The sequence below is a fragment of the Candidatus Kryptonium thompsonii genome, from assembly GCF_001535985.1.
GTDB classification, from domain to species: domain Bacteria; phylum Bacteroidota; class Ignavibacteria; order Kryptoniales; family Kryptoniaceae; genus Kryptonium; species Kryptonium thompsonii.
Map to the genome: position 1 here is coordinate 1 of NZ_CZVS01000037.1, position 21,610 is coordinate 21,610.

Below are 21,610 nucleotides of genomic sequence, written 5' to 3' on the forward strand. Positions count from 1 at the left end.
CTATATTTATCGCTGGCTTTGTATTTGGACAGCAAGATACAACTGAACAGGTTATAGATTTTGAAACCATTAAAACGATGAACGGTAAGCAGATTTACGAAGTGTTTTGTGCCAAATGCCATGGCATAGATGGAAAAGGAAATATACCAGAGGAAATAAAACAAAACTGGGATGTGCCTCCACCTGATTTCACTGATGGATATTTTAACACAAGGGAAGCAAGAAAGGATTGGTATGCGGTAATAAAATACGGCGGAGCGTCAAGAGGTTTATCACGAACAATGCCTGCCTTTGGCGATGTCTTCACAGATCAACAAATTTATGAAACAATAGAACATATAAAATCTTTCGTTGATCAGAAAAAGTATCCACAAGGAGAGTTAAACTTCATACGTGCACATTATGTGACAAAGGCATACGTTGAACAAGAATTCATTTTAATCCCAACTTTTACTTACAAATTCGAAAACGGCCATAATATAAACGACACAAAAGTTGTGCTATACTACGCAAATAGATTCGGAACAAGATTTCAATATGAAGTTAAGTTACCGATACAAAACTTGAGATCATGTGTTCAAAACACAACAGGCATTGGTGATCTTGAACTCGGTTTAAAATATGCTTTTTACGATAACTATAAAAATCTGTCAATTTTAACGGCTGGTTTTGAATTTTCATTACCGACTGGAAGCGAAGCGAAAGGCTTCGGCAAAGGAACAGTTGTTCTCGTACCATATCTTGCTGTTGCAAAAGGAATAGGTGAAAAAATTGAAATGCAAGGGAGCTTAAAAATCGAAGCGCCCGTTAATAAATCCAAGGGAAATCCTGAATTAATTTACAGTCTTTCAACAACGCTTATTATTCCAGAAGGAAAAAGAGGAATTTTCCCAGGGGTTGAGCTTGTAGGAACAAAAACCCTCAATGCAGAAGAACATACAATTTCAATTGTTCCAAAAATCTACATCGCACTCACAAAACGAGGGCATCTTGCACTATCTATTGGGCGAGAAATACCAATTTATGGGGGTAAACCTTTTGTTGGCTTTATACTATGGGATTATGTTGATGGTGGAATTTTTAGTGGATGGTAATGAGCTGACTTGTTAATCTGAAAAACCAGATTGAGGGTAGGGGTTTAACCAAACGATTTGAAAATTAGGGATGTTATTTTTAAATTTGCTTTAAATTTCCCCTGTTTAAAAATAAAAGAGAGGTGTTATTAACAATGAATATGACAATTTTTGTCCCAATTGTTGGGGCTTTAGGTGTGCTTTACGCTCTTTATCTTTTTTACTACATTAAAAAGCAGCCTGCCGGCAACCAAACGATGCAAGATATCGCTGAGCTAATTCAAAAAGGCGCTTCAGCTTTCCTCAAAAGGGAATACTCAACGCTTGTGATTTTCATTGTGACGATGTTTGTAATCATATGGGCTGTAATAGGAGTTCAAACAGCATTTGCTTTTGCAAGTGGTGCAATTTGCTCAATGCTTGCTGGCTTTATCGGGATGACAGCTGCAACAAGAGCAAATGTTAGAACTGCTCAAGCAGCAACTCAAGGGCAAAATAAAGCCCTTGTTATTTCATTTACCGGCGGGTCCGTAATGGGTTTAACAGTTGCAAGTATCGGATTACTTGGACTTGGTCTTTTCTATCTTCTTTATAAAGACCCGACAATAATCAGCGGTTTTGGTATGGGAGCAAGTTCAATAGCACTTTTTGCAAGGGTTGGTGGCGGAATATATACAAAAAGCGCTGATGTTGGAGCAGATCTCGTTGGGAAAGTTGAAGTCGGAATACCTGAAGACGATCCAAGAAATCCAGCAGTAATTGCTGACAATGTCGGGGATAATGTTGGAGATGTTGCAGGGATGGGAGCTGATCTTTTTGAATCCTATGTTGGTTCAGTGATAGCAACAATAGCAGTTGGATCAACACTTAATGTGCCTAATAAAGAAAATTGGATGCTTCTCCCACTTATAGTCATAATGTTCGGGACAATTGCATCTTTTCTGGCTTCGCTTTCAATTAGAATTTTCCAAAACATAGACCCTCAAAAAGCCCTTAGATATTCAACATTTGTTGCAGAGGGTTTACTTATAATCTTTGCATATTTCATCGTAAATAATTTAGTCGGAGACTTAAGACCATTTTGGGCAATTGTTTCTGGCGTCTTCGCTGGGATCGCAATTGGGCTTTTAAGCGAATATTACACTTCGGGCTCTCCGATAAAATCAATCGCCCAATCAGCTACGACCGGTGCAGCAACAAATATAATCACGGGAATAGCTGTTGGCTTCAAGAGCACAACTTATCCTGTTCTTGCGATAGCGATAGCAGTTTTCATATCATATATAGCCAATGGAATTTATGGCGTAGCAATTTCAGCTGTTGGAATGCTTGCAACGATTGGGATAACGATGTCAGTTGATGCCTACGGTCCTATCGCTGACAACGCTGGAGGAATAGCTGAAATGTCCCACCTTGGCCCAGAGGTAAGAAAGATAACGGATAAACTTGATGCCCTTGGAAACACCACTGCTGCCATCGGTAAAGGTTTTGCAATTGGTTCAGCTGCTTTGACTGCGCTTGCGCTCTTCACCGCTTACTCACAAACTGTTGGGCTTAAAAGCATTGATTTAATAAAGGCTCAAACTGTAATTGGTCTTTTAATCGGTGCTGGAATGCCATTTCTTTTCGCTGCACTCACAATGGAAGCAGTTGGAAAGGCTGCTTTCAAAATAGTTGAGGAAGTCAGAAGACAATTCCGTGAAATTCCTGGGCTTTTGGAGGGAAAGGCGAAACCCGATACAGCAAAATGTGTTGACATTGCAACTGCAGGCGCTCTAAAAGAAATGATTTTACCGGGTGTACTTGCAATAATAGTTCCGGTTCTGACAGGAATCATTCTCGGTCCCGAAGCACTTGGAGGATTACTTGCGGGAGCGATTGCATCTGGTGTTATGGTTGCACTATTTATGGCAAATGGTGGAGGTGCATGGGACAACGCAAAGAAATATATAGAAGCTGGAAACTTTGGCGGTAAAGGCTCAGATGCACATAAAGCAGCTGTCGTTGGTGATACAGTTGGAGATCCGTTCAAAGATACAAGTGGTCCATCGATGAACATACTCATAAAACTAATGTCCATAGTCTCGCTCGTATTTGGAGTCTACCTAAAAACTCTGCACACTAACTTTTTCGCATCTCTATTCTAAAATAAAGCTCAAAAGGGGCACTCAAAAGTGCCCCTTTTGAAAAATTTTCACATCAAAAATGGAAAAGTTAAAAATCAAAATAACTCGACTTCGCCAAAACTACGATTTACCATTACCACAATACACTACCGAGGGCTCAGCTGGGATGGACATTTACGCTGATATAGAAAACGAAATGATAATCAAACCCGGCGAAATTGTAATGATACCAACTGGAATTGCAATTGAACTTCCCCCTGGTTATGAAGCCCAAATAAGACCAAGAAGTGGACTTGCAATAAATCATGGGATAACACTTCTCAACACACCTGGAACAATCGATTCCGATTATCGCGGGGAAATTAAAGTCATTCTTATAAACCTTGGCAAAAAAGAGTTTAAAGTTAAGCGTGGGGATAGAATTGCACAAATGGTTGTATCGAAATATGCGAAGGTCGAGTGGGAGGAAACGAATGAACTTAACGCAACAAAAAGAGGTGCTGGGGGCTTTGGGCACACCGGAATATGAACATACCAATTTTAACATATCACAAGGTCGATACGAAATTTGAAATCGGGATAACAAGGGTCACACCGAAACAATTCGAAAAACACATCCAATTTCTCCACAACGAAGGATATAAATCCCTAACCGTTTCAGAAGCGCGAAATTTAAAAACAACAAACGAAAAATTTATCTGTATAACCTTTGATGACGGTTATAAAAATGTAATCGACTTCGCCTTCCCAATTCTGAAAAAATATAATTTTATAGCAACTGCTTTTGTAATTTCAAACTTCGTCGGAAAACTTAACACATGGGATTTTGGCTTCGGGATAAGGTTTAAACACTTGGATTGGGATGAACTTAACATTCTTTTAGATAACGGTTGGGAAATTGGATCACACTCATCAAACCATGTATGTCTTACCTTACTTGACGATGAAGGAATCAAGTATGAACTTGGAAACTCAAAATATGAGATAGAGAAAAAACTTGGCACAAAGGTAAAATCATTTGCCCCGCCTTTCAGCAGATATGACGAAAGAATTGTAAAATTTGCACTTGATTTAGGATATGAAGGAGTTTACGCTTTATCAAATGGAACGAAATTGGATGGGGTATACCATAGATTTGCGGTTTACTCAATTGATACTATTTCATCTTTGCGAAGAAAGATCAATGCTTCAAATTTTGAAAAATTCAAGTTGAATTTGATAAATTTATTTTCCGAATTTACCATTCGGATAAATTTTGCCAAAAACAAAATTAAAAAATAAAATGGAAGCACCTTCTAAAGGAACACTCTATCTCGTTGCAACCCCAATTGGAAATCCGGATGATATAACCCTTCGCGCATTAAAGGTCCTAAAAGAGGTTGATATCATTCTATGCGAAGAACTCAAAGAGGGCAAAAGAATTTTATCAAATTATCAAATAGAGCCAAAGGAACTTGACACACTTAACGAACATAATGAAAATTCAAAGATTGAAAAAATCATAAGTGATTTAAATTCAGGCAAAAACATAGCTTTGATCTCGGACGCTGGGACACCAGTTTTTTCAGATCCCGGTTCCCTACTTGTGAAAAGAGCGATAAAAGAAGGGATTAAAATCGTTCCCATCCCGGGAGCTTCTGCACTTCTACTTGCATTGATAGTTTCAGGATTTAACATCGAAAAATTTGTTTACTACGGATGGCTGTCTCAAAAAAGAGCAAAAAGAAGGGAGGAATTAAGAAGATTAAGGGGTGAGCAAAGAACAGTTGTAATATTTGAAACGCCATATAGAGTCATCCCAGTGCTTGAGGATATCGGAATGGTTCTTGGGGTTGATAGAAAAATTTGCGTCGCATACAACCTAACGATGCCAGACGAGGAGATAATAAGGGGAAATGTGATTGAAGTTATAAACTATCTATCTGAGAACAAGAAAAAAGGTGAATGTGTGATTGTGATAGCAGGAGCTGAAGAAAGTAAAAAACTGGAATTTTAAAACAAAAAAGATCTCAAAATGGACTACCTTAGCGTCGCAATAGAGGCTGCGAAAGAGGCAGGAAAATTTCTAAAGATGAACCTCGGCAAGGTTAAAAACATAGAAAGAAAAAGAGAAGAGATAAATCTTGTCACTGAAATTGATAAAGGCTCCGAAAAGAAAATAATTGAATTTATCAAAAGCAAATTCCCAAACCATAGCATACTTGCTGAAGAAAGCGGTGAAACATCAAAGACTTCCGAATATAAATGGATAATTGACCCGCTCGATGGAACGACAAACTATACCCATTCCTTTCCTGTCTTCTGCGTCTCAATAGCACTTGAATATAAAGGCGAGGTAATAATTGGAGTTGTCTACGATCCAAATCTTGATGAATTATTTTATGCTGAAAAAGGCAAAGGTGCATTTCTCAACGGCAAAAAAATCTCCGTATCAAAAACAGATAAACTCATCAAAAGCATGCTTGCGACAGGATTCCCTTACAATGTAAAAGAAAATCCCGACAATTGCGTTGAACACTTCGTTAACTTCCTTATGGAAGCACAAGCTATAAGAAGACTTGGCTCGGCTGCACTTGACCTTGTATATGTCGCCTGCGGACGACTTGATGGATTTTGGGAAGTTGACTTAAATCCGTGGGATGTGGCAGCTGGAAAGATAATAATCGAAGAAGCTGGTGGAATGATCACAGATTTTTATGGAAACAAATTCAGCATTTATACAAAAGGTGTCGTCGCAAGCAATGGCTTAATTCATCAGCAAATGCTGGAAATAATAAAAAAGGGACTTAACAAAAACGAAAGAAGATAAACGCATAGTTAGATTTGGAGTTTAAATGGAAAATGAGCTCCTTGAAAAATTCGACAAATTGATACATAAAGTTTTAAGCTTTAAAGCATCAAAAATTGCAACCTTACTTTAACGGCTATTTAATCAATTCTAGCGTTGTTTATCTTTTGATGAAACTGTAATTATCGTCTTTACATTTCCACGTGGATTCCAATCCCCAACAACCTCAAGAAACCTCGGCTTCAAAATTTTCTCAAGATCATCATAGATTTTATTTGTCGCTGCCTCGTGGGAGATGTATTCACTTCGGTATTTGTTAAGGTAAAGTTTTAAAGAGCGAAGCTCAACGATATATTTATCGGGGATATAAACTATCTTTATAGTTGCAAAATCAGGATACCCAGACCTTGGACAAAGACAAGTAAATTCAGGAAAGGTTATTTCAATCTTGTAATCCCTATCGGGATATGGATTTTCCCATGTTTCAAGCTGAGCATTGAGTATTGCCTCTTCACCATATTTAAGTTTTCTCTCCTCCATGGTCTCGCAACAATTTTATTTTTACTCCCGTAAATCTAATCAAAAGATTTTGCATTTTAAAAATTGAATATCGCCTTTACTTTGCTTAATTTTAAGCGAAACAAAAATAAAACAAGGAATTGAGAATGAAGTTAAAACTTTTAACCTTGTTAATTTTATGGACCACCCTCTCCACAGCTCAAAATCTTTACATACCAAGCTTTGAAAGATATCTTTTCACAGCTACATCGGATGGCTCCGAAGGCTTAAGGGTTAATCCAGCAAATATGGGTTTCAGACACAAGATAAACTTTGCGGTCTATCTATCATCTCTGAGAAAATTTTCCGTCAAAAACTATGAGACTGGTTTATTCCTGCAAACGATGAATCTTGGAATAGGAATGAAAAGCGTCAGGCTTGGAGATTCAACTTCACTTTTGATTTCATCTTCGACTGGCTTTGGTGGTGAAGGTTTTTCGTTTGGAGTTGGACTTGACTATTTTAAAATTGGTGGCGAAAAATTCAAAACATCAATAAATGCTGGCGTGATTTCGAGACCTTTCAATTTCATATCAATTTCTTTTGTGGCACATAATTTAACTGGACGATATTTTCAAAATACGCCCCTTGAAAAAAGATATACCGCTGGGATTGGAATTCGGCCGTTCGGAAACGACATCTTAACCCTATCATCAGATTTAATCCTTAAAGAAAAACAAAAACCAAAAAACTTCAAATTTGGAGCCGAACTTAAAATAGTTAATGGCTTAAACTTATACGCAATGCTTGACAACACCAAAACTTTTTCGGATAAGAAAACCTTCATCTTCGGATTCTCGATAAATCTTCAAAATGTTGGATTTAAAATTTTCACTGACTTTGAAAACTCAAACATAAAGGCGACAGCATCGACATTCTTCACACGAGAAGTTATGAACACATTCATCTACCCTGTCAAGAAAATTGCTGAGGTTGAAATTCGTGGTGTCATACCAGATTATAAAGAACAACCATCTATCTTCTCAAAGCCAAGAAAGAGCGTGCACGATTTAATAGATGAAATCGAAAAAGCATCAACGGATAAAGATATAAATGGTTTGCTTTTGAAAATTTATCCATTTACGGGCGAAATCAAACTTTATGAACTTGAAGGCTTAACTCAAGAACTTGCCGAAGCAGTTAAAAAAGTTAAAAAGGCAGGAAAACCTGTTGTCGCTTATCTTGGTGGCGAAATGGCTGGTGTAAATGAACTTTATCTTGCGAGTGTCGCCGATAAAATCGTCATCGCACCAGAGTGTATGATAGTCGGATATGGAGCTGTTATCGATGTGTCAAGATTAAAGAGCTTCTTTGAAAAATTCGGCATCGAATGGGATGCGATGACGGCAGGTGAATATAAATCGACCTTCCACTCATTTTACACTGACTCGGCAACTCCAAATCAGGCAAAACTAATTGAAGGTCTCGTCGATGAAATACACAAGCAAATGATAGAGCAAATCTCAAAATCAAGAAATATAAACTTCACGGATGAAACCATCGAAGAAATTTCAGGCGGTTTAATACCTCCAAGGGCTAAGGAACTTGGGATTGTTGATGAGATTGGTTTTTACAACGAAGCTAAAAAAATGATTAATAAACTCGCAAACAATCGAGACGACGAAAATATCAACTTGACAAAACTTGATAAAAGAAAATACTGGGATAAGACTTGGGGAATAATCCCGAAGATTGCCGTCATAGGTGTTCATGGTGCGATAGTTACTGGTGAAAGCCAACCCCCACTGCCTTTCCCACTATTAAATGAAAGATTAACAGGTTCAGAAACCGTAGTTAAACAGATCAATTCAGCGGTGAAAGATAAGAGCATAAAAGCAATAATTTTAAGAGTTAACAGTGGTGGCGGTTCAGCGCTCGCTTCAAATGAAATCTACTCTGCCCTAAAAGAAGCGAGAAAGAAAAAACCAGTGGTAGTATCGTTCGGCAATGTCGCTGCAAGTGGTGGCTATTATGTCGCTTGCAGTTCTGATAGAATTTTTGCAAACCCCGGAACTTTAACTGGAAGCATAGGGGTTGTCTACTCAAAGCCGGTGCTTGAGAAACTTTATGAAAACATGAAAATAAAAATTGAAACATACAAAAAAGGTGACCACGCTGATATGTTTTCTACAACAAGGCACTGGAATGAAATTGAAAGAAAAGGAATTGAAAACGCACTTCAATACACCTATCTTGGATTCAAACAAAAGGTTGCGGAAAACAGAAACATGACGCTTGATGATGTTGAAAAATTAGCGCAAGGTAAGGTCTACACTGGAACGCAGGCATTGGATTTAAAACTCGTTGATGAACTTGGGGGATTGAAAAGCGCCGTTGACTTCGCAAGGGAAAAAGCCAGAATAAAAGCAAAGTATGATGTTAAGTTTTATCCAGTGCCGTCACTTTTTGGAACTCAAGATGGATTTATAAAATCAATGCTGAGAAACTTGTTTCTAAATAAACTTTTTGAATAAAAATGGAAAAATTTATCGCAGTCATCGGCTCTGGAGACTGGGGCAAAAATCTTGTGAGAAACTTTTTTGAATTAGGTGTCCTGAAGATGGTGTGCGATATCAATGAGACAAATTACAATGAACTAAAAGGTAAATTTCCAGCTAAATACACCAACTCAATTGAAGAGGTCATAAACGACCCTGATATTAAAGCAGTTGCAATTGCAACACCATCTGAAACGCATTTCGAACTCGCCAAAATGTTTCTTCTCTCTGGAAGAGATGTGTTCGTTGAGAAACCACTCACCCTAAAACTCGAAGAAGCAATTGAGCTTGTGAAAATTTCGGATGAGAAAAATTTAATCTTAATGGTTGACCATGTCCTTCATTATCACCCCGCTGTCATAAAGTTGAAAAATTTAATTCACTCTGGTGAGATTGGCGAGATAAAATACATTTATTCCAATAGATTAAACTTTGGCAAATTTAGAAAAGAAGAAAATACGCTTTGGAGCTTTGCCCCACACGATATTTCACTTATACTTTCAATCGTCGGCGATATGCCAAATAAAATCTCATCATTTGGGAAAAATTATCTTTTTCCAAACACAGTTGACACAAACTCAAACTTTAAAATCCCGTATGATGTCACCTTAACATATCTCGAATTTAAAAACGATGTAAGAGCTCATATCTTCGTGAGTTGGCTTCACCCGTATAAAGAACAAAAACTGGTTATAATTGGAACCCAAAAAATGGCTGTCTTTAACGATACCGAACCAGAAAATAAACTTGTCCTATATCCACACAAAGTCGAATGGATTGGTGATCTGCCCATTGCTAAAAAGGCGGATGCTGAAGTAGTTGAAATTGAAAAAGAAGAACCATTGAAAAACGCATGCGCCCATTTTATTGAATGTGTCAATAAAAGAAAAAAACCTTTAACCGATGGATATGAAGCCTTACGAGTTTTAAAAATACTTGACCTTGCAAGCAAATCATTACAAAATAATGGGATAACTTTAAAAATGAATGAAAAGTTCTACGCACATGAAACAGCAATAATCGATGAACCATGTGAGATTGGTGAAGGAACAAAGATATGGCATTTCTCTCACATAATGAAAGGTGCAAAGATTGGGAAAAATTGCGTCATCGGGCAAAATTGTTTTGTCGGTTCAAGAGCAGTGCTTGGAAACGGCGTCAAACTTCAAAATAATGTCTCGGTTTATGACCTTGTCACGCTTGAAGATTATGTTTTTGTTGGACCTTCTGCAGTTTTCACAAACGATTTAAACCCAAGGGCAAAATATCCCAAGGGTGGAAAATGGATCCCGACATTGGTCAAAGAAGGTGCAACAATTGGGGCGAATGCGACAATTTTATGTGGCATAACAATTGGAAAATGGGCAATGGTTGGTGCTGGTGCTGTAGTTACAAAAGATGTGCCCGATTATGCAATTGTGACAGGCATTCCAGCGAAAATAAACGGATGGATATGTGAATGCGGTGAAAAATTAAATTTCAAAAAAGGAAAAGCAAAATGTGAAAAATGTAAAAGGGTTTACCAAAAGAAAGGGAATAAAGTAACCGAAATTAAGTCAAACTAACTAAGGAGCAAGTATGGAAATACTTGGAAAAGCAAAAGATCTAAAACTCAATATGAAAATAGTTAGAAAAATCCTTGTCGATTTCATCAGGAAAGAAACAACAAGGTTTGGGCTTAAAAAGGGTGTCATTGGGGTCTCTGGCGGTGTGGATTCCGCTGTCTCTGCTTATCTTTCCGCTGAAGCTTTGGGGCCTGAAAATGTCCTTGGCGTTATAATGCCATATAAAACAAGCTCACCAGATAGCATTGAGGATGCAAAACTTGTGATCTCAAATCTCGGAATTAAAAGTGAATTTGTTGACATAACACCGATGTGCGATCCCTACTTTGAAAAGTTTCCAGATATGGATAGAGTTAGACAAGGAAATGTGATGGCAAGGATGCGAATGATTGTTCTTTATGATCTCTCCGCAAGGGAAAAAGCCCTTGTAATTGGAACAAGTAATAAAACTGAGCTTTTGCTTGGATACGGAACTCTTTACGGTGATATGGCAAGCGCAATAAATCCACTTGGGGATCTTTATAAAACGCAGGTTTGGCAACTTGCTGAAGAACTTGGTGTGCCAAGAAAAATAATTGACAAAAAACCAACTGCTGACCTTTGGATTGGACAAACAGATGAGGATGAACTTGGCCTGTCATATAGAGTTGTCGACAAACTTTTATACTTCATGGTTGACGAACGAAAAACAGATGATGAATTAATCGAGCTCGGGTTTGACAAAAATATGATCGAAAGAGTAAAACTCATGGTTCAAAGGAATCAATTCAAGAGAAGACCACCGATAATTGCAAAAATTTCTTACAGAACAATAAACATCGACTTCAGATATGCTCGTGATTGGGGAAGCTAAAAGAAGAGTTTAAATCCTTTGGTGATGTCGCAGGCTATTTGAGCTAAATTTAAGCACGACCAATTTATAGATTAAAATTGCCGACGAAAGCAAAAGCAGAAATTGTAAAGTAAAAAACGAAAACAACTTAACACCAGCAAATGCCCCTCCAAATTGCGTGATCAAAATGCCCCCAAAATTATCAAGCAAAGCTGAGATAAACATCAAAATAGTTAACGCAATGTTAAATTTATCGTTGACGATATAAACAAAATGTACAAGCGTTATCAGATAAAGAGCCATCGGCAGGAAATGAATATAAGCAATTTCAACGAGCCCAGAAATGGATTTCGGTTTTAAAAATTTTTCAGGATTGCCAAGATAGTAATCTGAAACATTGGAGATCGTAAAACCAATTTTGTTCGCAAATAATGTGAAATTCAAGCCAGCGAAAACAAGGTTAAAAATTGCAAAAATAAAAATCAAAATGGCAAGAAATCTTGAAGTTATACTATTTTTATTTTTCTGAGCCCGTGAACTTTTAAACCAAACAAGCAACAACGATAAAAAAATCACAGCTTGAAAGAGCAAAAATATAAAAAGCTTCAAAACTGCATATTCCCTTCCGAGAAAAATAATGATCAAATCAGATATAGCGTAAAGAAGCCCTGAAAACGCAAGGGCAAGCATTAACCCAAATTTTAATCTCGGGGAGATATCTGAATAAACAACCAAAGCAGAGATACACAGAAAAAGAAGTCCAACAACAAAAAGATTTACATGCGATTCTTCCAAAACTTGAGCGATTGAGACTTCGCTTGGGAAATCGGGCTCACCCCAAAAATAATATTGAATTTTCTCGACCGAATAACCAAACTTCATTCCAAAATGAACAAAAGCACCAATCCAAAATAGAAAGACAAAAACTGTAAAAAGAAAAATTGCAACATGTATCGGCTTAAAATTTTTTGTTTCACCAGTCCAGAAGAACCTCATTTCCCCTCCTCAAAAATTATTTTCCACAATGCGATGACTTTTCTCGCATTATCTGTTATCGCCCTTGCAGTTAAAGTTGCCCCTGTCATATTAGGTACATCTTTCCTTAACTTTAACAAATCCTTACCAAGCGTTTTACCTTTAAGATAATTCAGCCAATTTTCATCTGCCTTATACTCCGGTGGCTCCTTAAACGACAAAATCTGAATCAACTCAATCTCGCCTCGCTCATTTAAAACATATAACACAACCTCAGGATGAGTCCTGACAACATGAATATCAACATAAGCATATGCTTTAACTTTCGAATTAACCTTAACGATATAAAATGTGATAAGTTTTGTTTCAACTTTAACCCCGGATAACTCCTTAACTTTTTCAGCCTGCGAATCTGATATCACGATGTTTTTGATCTCAATTTTCGCATTAGGATAAATCTCACTTAAAACTTGTTCGGGTTTCTTACCTTGGATCAAGAGAAACAAAATTAGCAATAAAAGATTTATCATCTTACCTAAGCAAATTTTTTATAAAAATCCCCGGGCAAAAGCCCGGGAGAACCTCAATGGCGTTAAAATATAAAACCGAGTCCTATATTAAATTGATCAATTTTCCATTCATCCTTCCCACTTCCAACACCAGCTGGAAGGCTCGATGAAGTATTGCGAAGTTGATAATCTGCCTTTATCACTACCTGTGGATGCGGTTTAAAGTCAATCCCAAATGTAAACACACTTCTATTTTTCTTCGGATCCGGATCCCCAACGAAAACATTTCTATTCAAATCATATCTCTCATACCTTACAAACGGAGAAAACGAAACTATCGATTCTGGATATATAAGCGGGATTAAATTATACCCTGCTTCTACATACCATCCGTAAACTTTACTTGCTCTACCGGCTCTATTCGTATAAAAGCTATTACCATCCGCACTTCCATAAGCGAATAAACCCTTAACAAGTAAATTTTCAAACTGAAGTTGTCCATCAAATGTTAAAAGCCCGAATTTTGCCTCCGCGCTTCCTTTTGGACTTGCTCCGGCTGCGTCACTTCCACCACTGCTATAGAACGAAGCTCCAAGTGTTAAATTTTTAATGGGGGTGAAATCGAATCTTAAAATCCCCGCAAACTTGTCAAAATTAACTGTTGCTCCTCTCTGTCTTCCAGCACCAATCCAATCGCCTATCAAATCGGTTCTCAAGCCATTCATAATCCCTGCTTTATACGAAAGCCCAGAGAATAACTCACCATAAACCATCACACCAAGTTCCCTCCACACAGTTGGAATTACAAATCTTTCCACATCAGGTCTTAATGTCCCAAAATAGACGGGTGGTTCATGATATTCGTTCATTCTACTTATAGGAATGAGAAATAACCCAGTTCTTATGTTAAATCCCGATGATAAAAGAAAATCCACATATAAAAATTCAACATAAACTTCCGGCTTTCTATCCCCAACATTACTGATCCCAGCATGCTCAATTTCAAGTTCAGAATTTACCAGGATGTTATCCGTAAATTTATACCCGATATAAGGTATAAATCTTAACACATCCCCTCTGTCCGTTTTTGACTGATCAAGATAATTTTCATATGTTATCTCACCATATCCGGCAATTGATAACCCGCGTGGAGTATAGTAAATTTTTGAAGCTGCTGGACCAAGTCCAAAGTATGACTTCAGTTCGATCTCCGGCATCGCCACCTCAAGCCGAAGTCGTCTTACTTCTTCTTTCAACGCCTCGATCATCTGGATTATCTCTTCCTCTTGCTTTCCAATAGCTTGGAGCTTTGAAATTTCAGCTTCAAGCTGTTCAATCCTCTTTTCAAGTTGTTTTATTTTTTCTTCCTGCGACTGGGAGAATGTAAGGTTTGATAACAATATAAATAAAGCGATCGTTAGAATGAAGGCCTTAAAAATGATCTTGTTCATTTTTCATCATCTTTATTTGTTTTTGAAATATGCTGAACGCCATCCTTAAAAATCATTACATCAAAAAATTCTCTAAATTTATTGTTTACAAAAATTGAGCCATCGTCGTAAAGTATTAGAACACCAACATCGTTATTCTCACTTAAAAATTTATCTCTCAAATCCTTAGACATCGCAAAGAGAGCGGTCGCATAGGCATCTGCAAGTGTTGCATTTTTATGGGCAACTGTTACCTGAACAATTCTCCCATCTTTTGTTTCAATATGTTTTCTCAAATAATTTCCAGATGTTGATATGCTGACATCGCTCGAGTTGACCATTTGAACAAGTGTACCTCCATTTATAGGGTCTTTGATCGCAAGCGTCCTCTTATGCCCCCACACCTTCATATCTCCGCCAATTGAAATAAATCCAGAGCTCGTCCTTAAATAATCAAAGACTTTTTCAATTGCAAATCCCTTCCCCATCCCCCCCAAATCAATTGCCATCCCCTCTTTTAAAAGCATCACGCTATCACCAGAAATCACTACATCTCTGAAATTAATAAGCTTACGAGCACTGTCTTCGGATAATTTCTTGAACCTTTTAGCATTAATTGTTAAGGCTCCAACAGTGATATCGAAAACCCCATTTGTACTTTCTGAAATCTCAATGGCGTTTTTTATAGCCTCAATTGTGATATCCGAAACTTTTACAAATTTCTTCCCCGCATTTAGATTAATCTTTGAGACATCCGACGAATCGACATAATCCGAAAGCTTCATCTCAATCCCCCTGAGATATTTATACGCAGTGTAATTCAGGTTTTCATTTGGAAGCTCAATGTAAGCATATGTCCCCATAAGATAGTAGCTCGCTCCCTGAGCTAGGACGATCTCCACGACAAAGAACAACAGCATAAATTTAACAAGCTTATCCATAGTCCATTTAATTTATTTAGACTCAGTCTAAATATAATATAAAGAAATGAAAAAGTCAAGTTTTCGAAGCCCGTCAAAACCCACCTGAATCATAACCGAATAACCTAACGGTTGGATTACTGGTAAGGAAATCCCCCAAAGTATCATATACTAGGCACATTGCCCGTTCTTGTGGGAACAATTTTGCTGAAACAACAGAACAGTGAATATTGATGTAAAAAGCAACAAGCTTGTAAAACTTTAAAAAATTTCTAAAATCAAACTATGTAAGGGATAAATCTTTTTGTTTTATTTGCGTATTCAATGTAAGCCTGACCGTAAATTTCAACGAGCTCTTTCTCTTCCTGAATTGAAAGCCAAATATAAGAGCCAATAAGCACAGGCCATAGTAATAGAGTTATCACCGATGGCCAATGTATGATCCAGCCAAGCGTAAAGAGAAAAATTCCAGTATACTGCGGATGGCGTATAAATTTATAAATTCCATCTGTTACAAGCCCCTCTGCTTTGTGAATTTTCACCCAACCAGCTGAAATTAAAGATATCCCAATGATACTTACTAATGTTCCAATCTTTGCTGGCAAATGCCCGAATGTTTCAAAGTATTTTCTTGATATGATTGGGACATCAAAAACTGGTGAAATAAGGAAAATTAAAAGTGGCCAACCGAACATTTCCGTCATCAAAGCAACAACAAATGCTATGAAAGCGGTTTTTGATTTCCATAAATTTTTCGTTGGCTTTCTATAAGTTAGCAAACCAAGAAACGCAAGAACAATTGCAATGTTAATTATTATCAATCCCCCTATCCCAAGATTTTCTCTTATCCATTTAATTGATGCAGGGGGCCCGTCGTGGTGCGGAGTAAATTCAAAAATGTAAATCAACAAAAAGATTATTACCCCAGTAATTCCAATATAATTTAAAATTTTTCGCACCGCCATAGGCGCACCTCCGTTGGTTTTTGTTTAAAATAATTTACTTTGAATTTAAATCAAAAGTAAGATTCCTATTGGCTTTGCCGTTGTAAAGTTATTTTAGTAATAAAGTTGTTTGAAGTAAAAAAGCAGAAAAATTTCCGCTCAGATTTAAGGTGAATATGATGTAAAAAAACAAGAAAATATAAATCCACATCACTACATCAAGCACGACGCCAGCTTTCAACATATCTTTTAATGTCACATATCTTGACCCATAAACGATCGCATTTGGTGGCGTTGCCACGGGAAGCATAAATGCCATAGATGCAGCAATAGTTGCAGGCAAAACAAGAAAGGTGGGGTTAATGTCAAGTTCAGAACATATTGAAATTAATATTGGAACCATCATTGAAGTTACGGCGGTGTTGGATGTTATCTCCGTTAGAAGCTCCATAAAAATCACAATTATAAAAACAAGAAACACAGGTGACGGATGTCCGAAAAACTTTACAAACTCACTGGAAATTACATCCGCAAGTCCTGTTTTAAACAACGCATCAGACAAAGCTATTCCCCCACCGAATAAAAGCAAAGTTCCCCAATCGACATATTTTGAATCGCCCCAATCGAGAACAAATTTTCTTTTTGATAAGTCAACGGGCAAAGTGAACAAAATCATACTTCCAAAAACAGCTATTAAATACTCATCAAACCACTCCAGCCTTTCACCAACGAACGGTATAAATTTCCACAACGGATTTGTAACCCAAAGAAAAACCGTTAACGAGAATCCAAATAATGTCAACTTCTCTGGCTTTGATAACTTGCCAAGGTTACTCTTTTCATAAAGCAATGTCTCTTTTATTTCGTCTCCAAAGGAAACATCCGATTTAAAAACAATTTTTAAAACAAACCACAAAATCGGCAAGGCTAAAACTACGAACGGGACCCCAAACATCATCCATTCAAGAAAACTTATATGTGCAATTCCTTCTTTTGCAAGAATTGATACAGCGATACCATTGGGCGGGGTTCCAATTATAGTTCCAACGCCCCCGATTGAAGAAGCAAAAGCTATTCCAAGCATTATAGATTTCCCAAACTTTGAATTCAGGTCAACATTTAACTTATTCAATATGCCAAGCCCAATTGGAAGCATCATAGCTGTAGTTGCGGTATTCGAAACCCACATCGATATAAAAGCAGTTGCAACAATTAACCCAAATAAAATTTTGTTTGGACTTTTTGCGATATTTCCACGAGTTAAAATCCATAGAGCAATTCTCCTATCGAGTCCCCACTTTTGCATCGCACCCGCTATTAAAAATCCAGCAAGAAATAAAAAAATTATTGGATTCGCATAGTTTATAAAAACATTTTTACCGTTCAACTCAATAAATTTTCCGTCATGAAATCCATAGGCATGAAAAAGTGGCAAGATTACCCCAGGCAAAAGAGATGTTACAGGAATTGGCACCGCCTCGCTTATCCACCAGATCACCATCAACAACATAAGTGCAAAAGTGACTTTCATACTATATGAAAGTCTTAAAACCTCTGGTGTTAAACTATCGCTTCCAAGTTTTTGGCTTGCGTAATCAGTAAATGCTTTTGGAATGGGAATAAGCAAAATAGTTATAAAAACGATTAGCCCAAGAAAAAAACCTACATTCCCCCGTATTTTATCAAAATCCATTTGGCATTACCCAATTTTTTAGTAAATAAATTCCTGTATGTCATAGAGCGTCACTCGCACCCCTAATTTATTTAAACCTTTAAGCCCCTCTTTGATTTTTTGAATTTGTTTTGCCATTTCAAACTTATCAAGCGTTTCAGAACCAAGTTCATTCATAATTCTAACATATTCATCCGCTTCATCAAGAACAAGCGGAGAAAGATAAACAATATCGCCATTCCCAAGGGGCATCTTCAATATCGTTTCAACGGTATTCTTAACATGAGCTTCATAAAATTTCTTTCCCCCAGCCCCAGCCAAAATTATAACCCCAACATTTATTCCTGCACTTTTTATCGTTTGGACAACTTCAACACATCCATCTGGCGACCCAGGTTTGTTAAGATATTTAAACAAATTTGCATCGCCCGTTTCCAAACCTATGTAAATTCTTTTTAAAAGTAAATCTCTAAGCTCAACATATTCATCATAACTTTTTCTTTCCGCTCCGAATATATCAAGAAACGAATAAATTCCATCAAAAACATGGTCAAACCCATTTTTAGATTTACCGATGGGGAATTCATCATGGATAATTTTTATAAGTTCAACCAATCGTTTCTGTGGAATTATCAACGCATTTGCATCACCAAGAAAAATTGATTTTCTAAGTCCAATCGCCCTGCCGAAGAATTCTTTAACTTTCTTAACATGATTTAAAAATTCATCTGGCGATTTCACTCTAAATCTTCTATCCTGATAAAAACTACAAAATGTGCATTTGTTCCATGAACAACCTTCAGCTGGCTGAAGAACGAGCGAGAAATACTGGTCTGGTGGAAGGATGCTTATCGGTTTATAAACGGAGAAAAATTTAATCCCATCTTTTTCAAGTTGTTTATAATCCCACTTTAAAATTTCGTCAAGTCGTTCCAAAACTTCGTGCTCGTTCCCGCTTAATGCATCCCTTATCTTTAAAACTCGTTCAATTACATCTTCAATAACCTTACGCTTTTCTTCATCGCCGACAAAAATTTTAACCTTGCTTCCATCTTTATCAAAAAATTTTTTCATCAATCTATTATCAAGCCCACGCCTGTAGCTCACTCCGTCAAAAAATCCGCCCATAAATCTCCCCTCTGCGTCGAAGTAGTAAATAAATTTATGCTCTTCCGAAATAGTAGTCGAATACTTTTGCAAATTAAAATAAACATCTCCGATGCCATCTATAAAAATCTTAACGACATTTTCGCCTACCTTCTCCATTCAAACTTGAAAATTGAGTTTCAAATTAATACCTTTTAGCAAAATAAATTTAAAAACAAATTCAATTTTTACCAATGCTTTGCCCAACCAAAATTGAGAGAGTAAACGATAAACTCAAATTCACTTGGAACGATGGATATGAAAGCGTACTTTCATTGAAATTTCTGCGTGATAATTGTCCATGTGCCGTCTGTTCCGCTGAAAGAGATGAAAGCTCACTTATCAAACTACCTGTTTCGGGACAATATGAGATAAAAGAGATAAATTTGGTTGGAAACTACGGAATTCAGATAACATGGGGGGATGGTCATAATACGGGGATTTACGACTTTGAATACCTGCGAAACTTAAAAGAAGAATAAGGGCGGTGTTTGCCACCGCCCTGACGGTTCAAATTTCTCTTTCGACAAGTTTCTGCTTAAGCTTAGATATATGCCATGTAATGTTAATTTCTTTAGGACAGGCTTGAACACAGTGAAAGATGGTATGACAACGCCATATCCCGTTGGGCGTGTCAATTATATCAAGGCGTTCATCGGTTGCTTCATCTCTTGAATCAAAAATGAACCTATAAGCTTTCAAAAGCGCCGCTGGTCCAAGATAGTCTTCATTCGACCAAGTTGATGGACAGCTTGTTGTACAGCAAGCACAAAGGATACATTTGGATGCTTCCATGATAAGCTCAACATCTTCGGGGCTTTGAAGTCTTTCTCTCTCAGGTGGCGGGCTTTTGGTGATAAGATATGGTTTTACAGCTTCATACTTTTTCCAAAAGTCGGTAAAGTCAGTCACCAAGTCTTTTATAATTGGCATTCCAGGCAAAGGTTCAATTACTATGGGTTTTTTGTAAGTCTTATTTGCATCGGAATAACCAAGGTCTTGCAAAAGGATTGAACAGGCGAGCATATTCTTTCCATTTATTCTCATACCATCGGAACCACAAATTCCGTGAAGGCAGGAGCGTCGAAATGTTAAGGTCCCATCGATTTCATTTTTTATATAGTGAAGGACATCGATAACTCTGTCCTTTGGGTCCGCTTCAATTTCATAATCTTTGTAATAAGGTTCACTATCTGTTTCAGGGTTAAATCTGAAAATTCTTAAGGTTACCTTCATTTTTTTAAACCTCATTTGTTGTTTTAGTATTTTCTCTCCATAGGTTGAATTTTCGTTATGACGACAGGTTTATATTTTATGATTGGCTCTTTATCTTCATTCTTATAAATCAAGGTGTGCTTGAGCCAATTTTGGTCATCACGCTTTGGATAATCTTCGCGATAATGCGCACCTCTACTCTCAGTTCTATTCAAAGCACTATAAGCGATAGACTCGGCTGTGTCAAGAAGATTACCAAGTTCAATTGCTTCAATCAAGTCAGTGTTAAATTTTTTCCCTTTGTCATCGATTTTAATCTCTTGGTACCTTTCCTTTAATTCCTTGATCTTTTCGATGGCTTTTTTAATACCCTCACCTGTTCTGAATACGGATACATTATCCATCATTATTTCCTGCAGTTCTTTTCTAATCCTTGAAACACGCTCTTTCCCATTGCTATTTAAAATTCTCTCAACTGTTTTTCTGGTCCATTCGTCTGCATCCTTTGGAAGCGGTGGGAAATCATGTTCTTTTATATATTCAGCCATTTTCTTCCCTCCGCGACGCCCAAAGACAATTATATCAAGAAGCGAATTTGTCCCAAGTCGATTTGCTCCGTGAACTGATACACATGCGACTTCGCCAGCTGCGTAAAACCCTTCCACTTTTGTTCCCTTGTCATCTATTACAACTTCAGCATCAACATTTGTTGGAATTCCACCCATTGCGTAGTGAGTCGTCGGTTGAACTGGAATTGGTTCCTTCAACGGATCAACCCCAAGATAAATTCTCGCAAATCCTGTTATCTCAGGAAGCTTTTTATTTATGATTTCTGGTCCCAAGTGCGTCAAATCAAGTAACAAATAATATGTCCCATCTGGTCCTTGGATTCCCCGTCCTTCACGAATCTCTGTATACATTGCTCTCGAGATAACATCTCGGGGTGCGAGATCTTTAATCGTCGGGGCGTATTTCTCCATAAATCTTTCCCCAAGTTTATTCCTTAACACGCCTCCCTCACCTCTCGCTGCTTCAGAGACCAAGATCCCGAGCCTCCAGAGCCCAGTTGGATGAAATTGAACAAATTCCATATCTTCAAGCGGTATTCCCCTGCGATATGCAATAGCAAAGCCATCCCCTGTCCCAACTACAGCGTTTGATGTTATTCTGTAAACTCTACCATATCCACCAGTTGCAAACATAACCGTCTTCGCATGGAAAATGTGAATCTCACCAGTTGCAATCTCAATCGCAACAACACCACGAACGATATTATCCTGAACAATCAAATCCGTCACGAAAAACTCGGGGAAGAATTGAACACCTCGTTTAATACAATTTTCATAAAGAGTTTGGAGC

20 protein-coding genes are annotated in these 21,610 nt (G+C 37.5%); 10 read left to right on the top strand and 10 right to left on the bottom strand.

Annotated elements, in window-relative coordinates; all coding sequences use genetic code 11:
* The 6 genes from AWW78_RS06135 to AWW78_RS06160 all read left to right on the top strand — a co-directional run.
* Window positions 1-1,094: c-type cytochrome (locus AWW78_RS06135; protein WP_047134589.1), on the top strand; the 1,094-nt coding region annotated here is incomplete at its 5' end.
* A gap of 134 nt (window positions 1,095-1,228) precedes the next feature.
* Complete coding sequence (locus tag AWW78_RS06140) at window positions 1,229-3,220, top strand: sodium-translocating pyrophosphatase (RefSeq protein WP_047134590.1); 1,992 nt, start codon at window positions 1,229-1,231, stop codon at window positions 3,218-3,220.
* 58 nt (window positions 3,221-3,278) lie between these two features.
* Entirely contained in the window at window positions 3,279-3,728 is a 450-nt protein-coding gene (gene dut / locus AWW78_RS06145) for a dUTP diphosphatase (RefSeq protein WP_047134591.1), read from the top strand.
* Window positions 3,725-4,480, top strand: coding sequence for a polysaccharide deacetylase family protein (locus AWW78_RS06150; protein ID WP_047134592.1), 756 nt, complete (start codon window positions 3,725-3,727; stop codon window positions 4,478-4,480). Before dut ends, AWW78_RS06150 begins: the two co-directional genes overlap by 4 nt.
* A gap of 1 nt (window position 4,481) precedes the next feature.
* Window positions 4,482-5,195 (top strand): 16S rRNA (cytidine(1402)-2'-O)-methyltransferase, encoded by a 714-nt coding sequence (rsmI, locus tag AWW78_RS06155; protein ID WP_047134593.1) that lies wholly within the window; start codon window positions 4,482-4,484, stop codon window positions 5,193-5,195.
* Window positions 5,196-5,213: 18 nt separating this feature from the next.
* Window positions 5,214-6,008, top strand: a complete 795-nt coding sequence (locus tag AWW78_RS06160; protein WP_047134594.1) for an inositol monophosphatase family protein — start codon at window positions 5,214-5,216, stop codon at window positions 6,006-6,008.
* A gap of 129 nt (window positions 6,009-6,137) precedes the next feature.
* Here the strand turns inward: AWW78_RS06160 and queF are convergent, their stop codons facing one another.
* The gene (gene queF, locus AWW78_RS06165; RefSeq protein ID WP_047134595.1) at window positions 6,138-6,527 is read right to left on the bottom strand and encodes a preQ(1) synthase; all 390 of its coding nucleotides are present in this window, start codon (window positions 6,525-6,527) and stop codon (window positions 6,138-6,140) included.
* A gap of 125 nt (window positions 6,528-6,652) precedes the next feature.
* On the opposite strand from queF, the gene sppA reads away from it, so the two are divergent.
* From sppA to AWW78_RS06180, 3 genes are read left to right on the top strand one after another with little or no spacing between them, the layout of a single operon-like run.
* Entirely contained in the window at window positions 6,653-9,019 is a 2,367-nt protein-coding gene (gene sppA, locus AWW78_RS06170) for a signal peptide peptidase SppA (RefSeq protein ID WP_047134596.1), read from the top strand.
* 2 nt (window positions 9,020-9,021) lie between these two features.
* On the top strand, window positions 9,022-10,608 hold the full coding sequence (locus AWW78_RS06175; protein WP_047134597.1) for a Gfo/Idh/MocA family oxidoreductase: 1,587 nt from the start codon (window positions 9,022-9,024) through the stop codon (window positions 10,606-10,608).
* 13 nt (window positions 10,609-10,621) lie between these two features.
* On the top strand, window positions 10,622-11,461 hold the full coding sequence (locus tag AWW78_RS06180) for an NAD+ synthase (protein ID WP_047134598.1): 840 nt from the start codon (window positions 10,622-10,624) through the stop codon (window positions 11,459-11,461).
* Window positions 11,462-11,470: 9 nt separating this feature from the next.
* Here AWW78_RS06180 and AWW78_RS06185 read toward each other — a convergent pair whose 3' ends face one another.
* The 7 genes from AWW78_RS06185 to AWW78_RS06215 all read right to left on the bottom strand — a co-directional run bounded on the left by AWW78_RS06185 (window position 11,471) and on the right by AWW78_RS06215 (window position 19,156).
* On the bottom strand, window positions 11,471-12,436 hold the full coding sequence (locus tag AWW78_RS06185) for a hypothetical protein (protein WP_047134599.1): 966 nt from the start codon (window positions 12,434-12,436) through the stop codon (window positions 11,471-11,473).
* Window positions 12,433-12,945 carry an FMN-binding protein gene (locus tag AWW78_RS06190; RefSeq protein ID WP_047134600.1) on the bottom strand — a complete coding sequence of 171 codons (513 nt, stop codon included), beginning with the start codon at window positions 12,943-12,945 and terminating at the stop codon, window positions 12,433-12,435. Before AWW78_RS06190 ends, AWW78_RS06185 begins: the two co-directional genes overlap by 4 nt.
* 62 nt (window positions 12,946-13,007) lie before the next feature.
* Window positions 13,008-14,375, bottom strand: coding sequence for a hypothetical protein (locus AWW78_RS06195; protein ID WP_075426156.1), 1,368 nt, complete (start codon window positions 14,373-14,375; stop codon window positions 13,008-13,010).
* Window positions 14,372-15,295, bottom strand: coding sequence for an FAD:protein FMN transferase (locus AWW78_RS06200; protein ID WP_047134601.1), 924 nt, complete (start codon window positions 15,293-15,295; stop codon window positions 14,372-14,374). Before AWW78_RS06200 ends, AWW78_RS06195 begins: the two co-directional genes overlap by 4 nt.
* A 257-nt stretch (window positions 15,296-15,552) precedes the next feature.
* Window positions 15,553-16,239, bottom strand: coding sequence for a methyltransferase family protein (locus AWW78_RS06205; protein WP_075426157.1), 687 nt, complete (start codon window positions 16,237-16,239; stop codon window positions 15,553-15,555).
* Window positions 16,240-16,327: 88 nt separating this feature from the next.
* The gene (locus tag AWW78_RS06210) at window positions 16,328-17,911 is read right to left on the bottom strand and encodes an SLC13 family permease (RefSeq protein ID WP_047134602.1); all 1,584 of its coding nucleotides are present in this window, start codon (window positions 17,909-17,911) and stop codon (window positions 16,328-16,330) included.
* Between the two features lie 18 nt (window positions 17,912-17,929).
* The gene (locus AWW78_RS06215) at window positions 17,930-19,156 is read right to left on the bottom strand and encodes a radical SAM protein (RefSeq protein ID WP_082349251.1); all 1,227 of its coding nucleotides are present in this window, start codon (window positions 19,154-19,156) and stop codon (window positions 17,930-17,932) included.
* Window positions 19,157-19,230: 74 nt separating this feature from the next.
* Between AWW78_RS06215 and AWW78_RS06220 the strand changes: the two genes are divergently transcribed.
* A complete protein-coding gene (locus AWW78_RS06220) occupies window positions 19,231-19,518 on the top strand; it encodes a gamma-butyrobetaine hydroxylase-like domain-containing protein (protein ID WP_047134603.1) in 288 nt (95 codons plus the stop codon).
* 28 nt (window positions 19,519-19,546) lie between these two features.
* Here the strand turns inward: AWW78_RS06220 and AWW78_RS06225 are convergent, their stop codons facing one another.
* Both AWW78_RS06225 and AWW78_RS06230 read right to left on the bottom strand, forming a co-directional pair.
* Entirely contained in the window at window positions 19,547-20,272 is a 726-nt protein-coding gene (locus AWW78_RS06225) for a succinate dehydrogenase iron-sulfur subunit (RefSeq protein WP_047134607.1), read from the bottom strand.
* 23 nt (window positions 20,273-20,295) lie between these two features.
* Window positions 20,296-21,610: FAD-binding protein (locus tag AWW78_RS06230; protein ID WP_047134608.1), on the bottom strand; the 1,315-nt coding region annotated here is incomplete at its 5' end.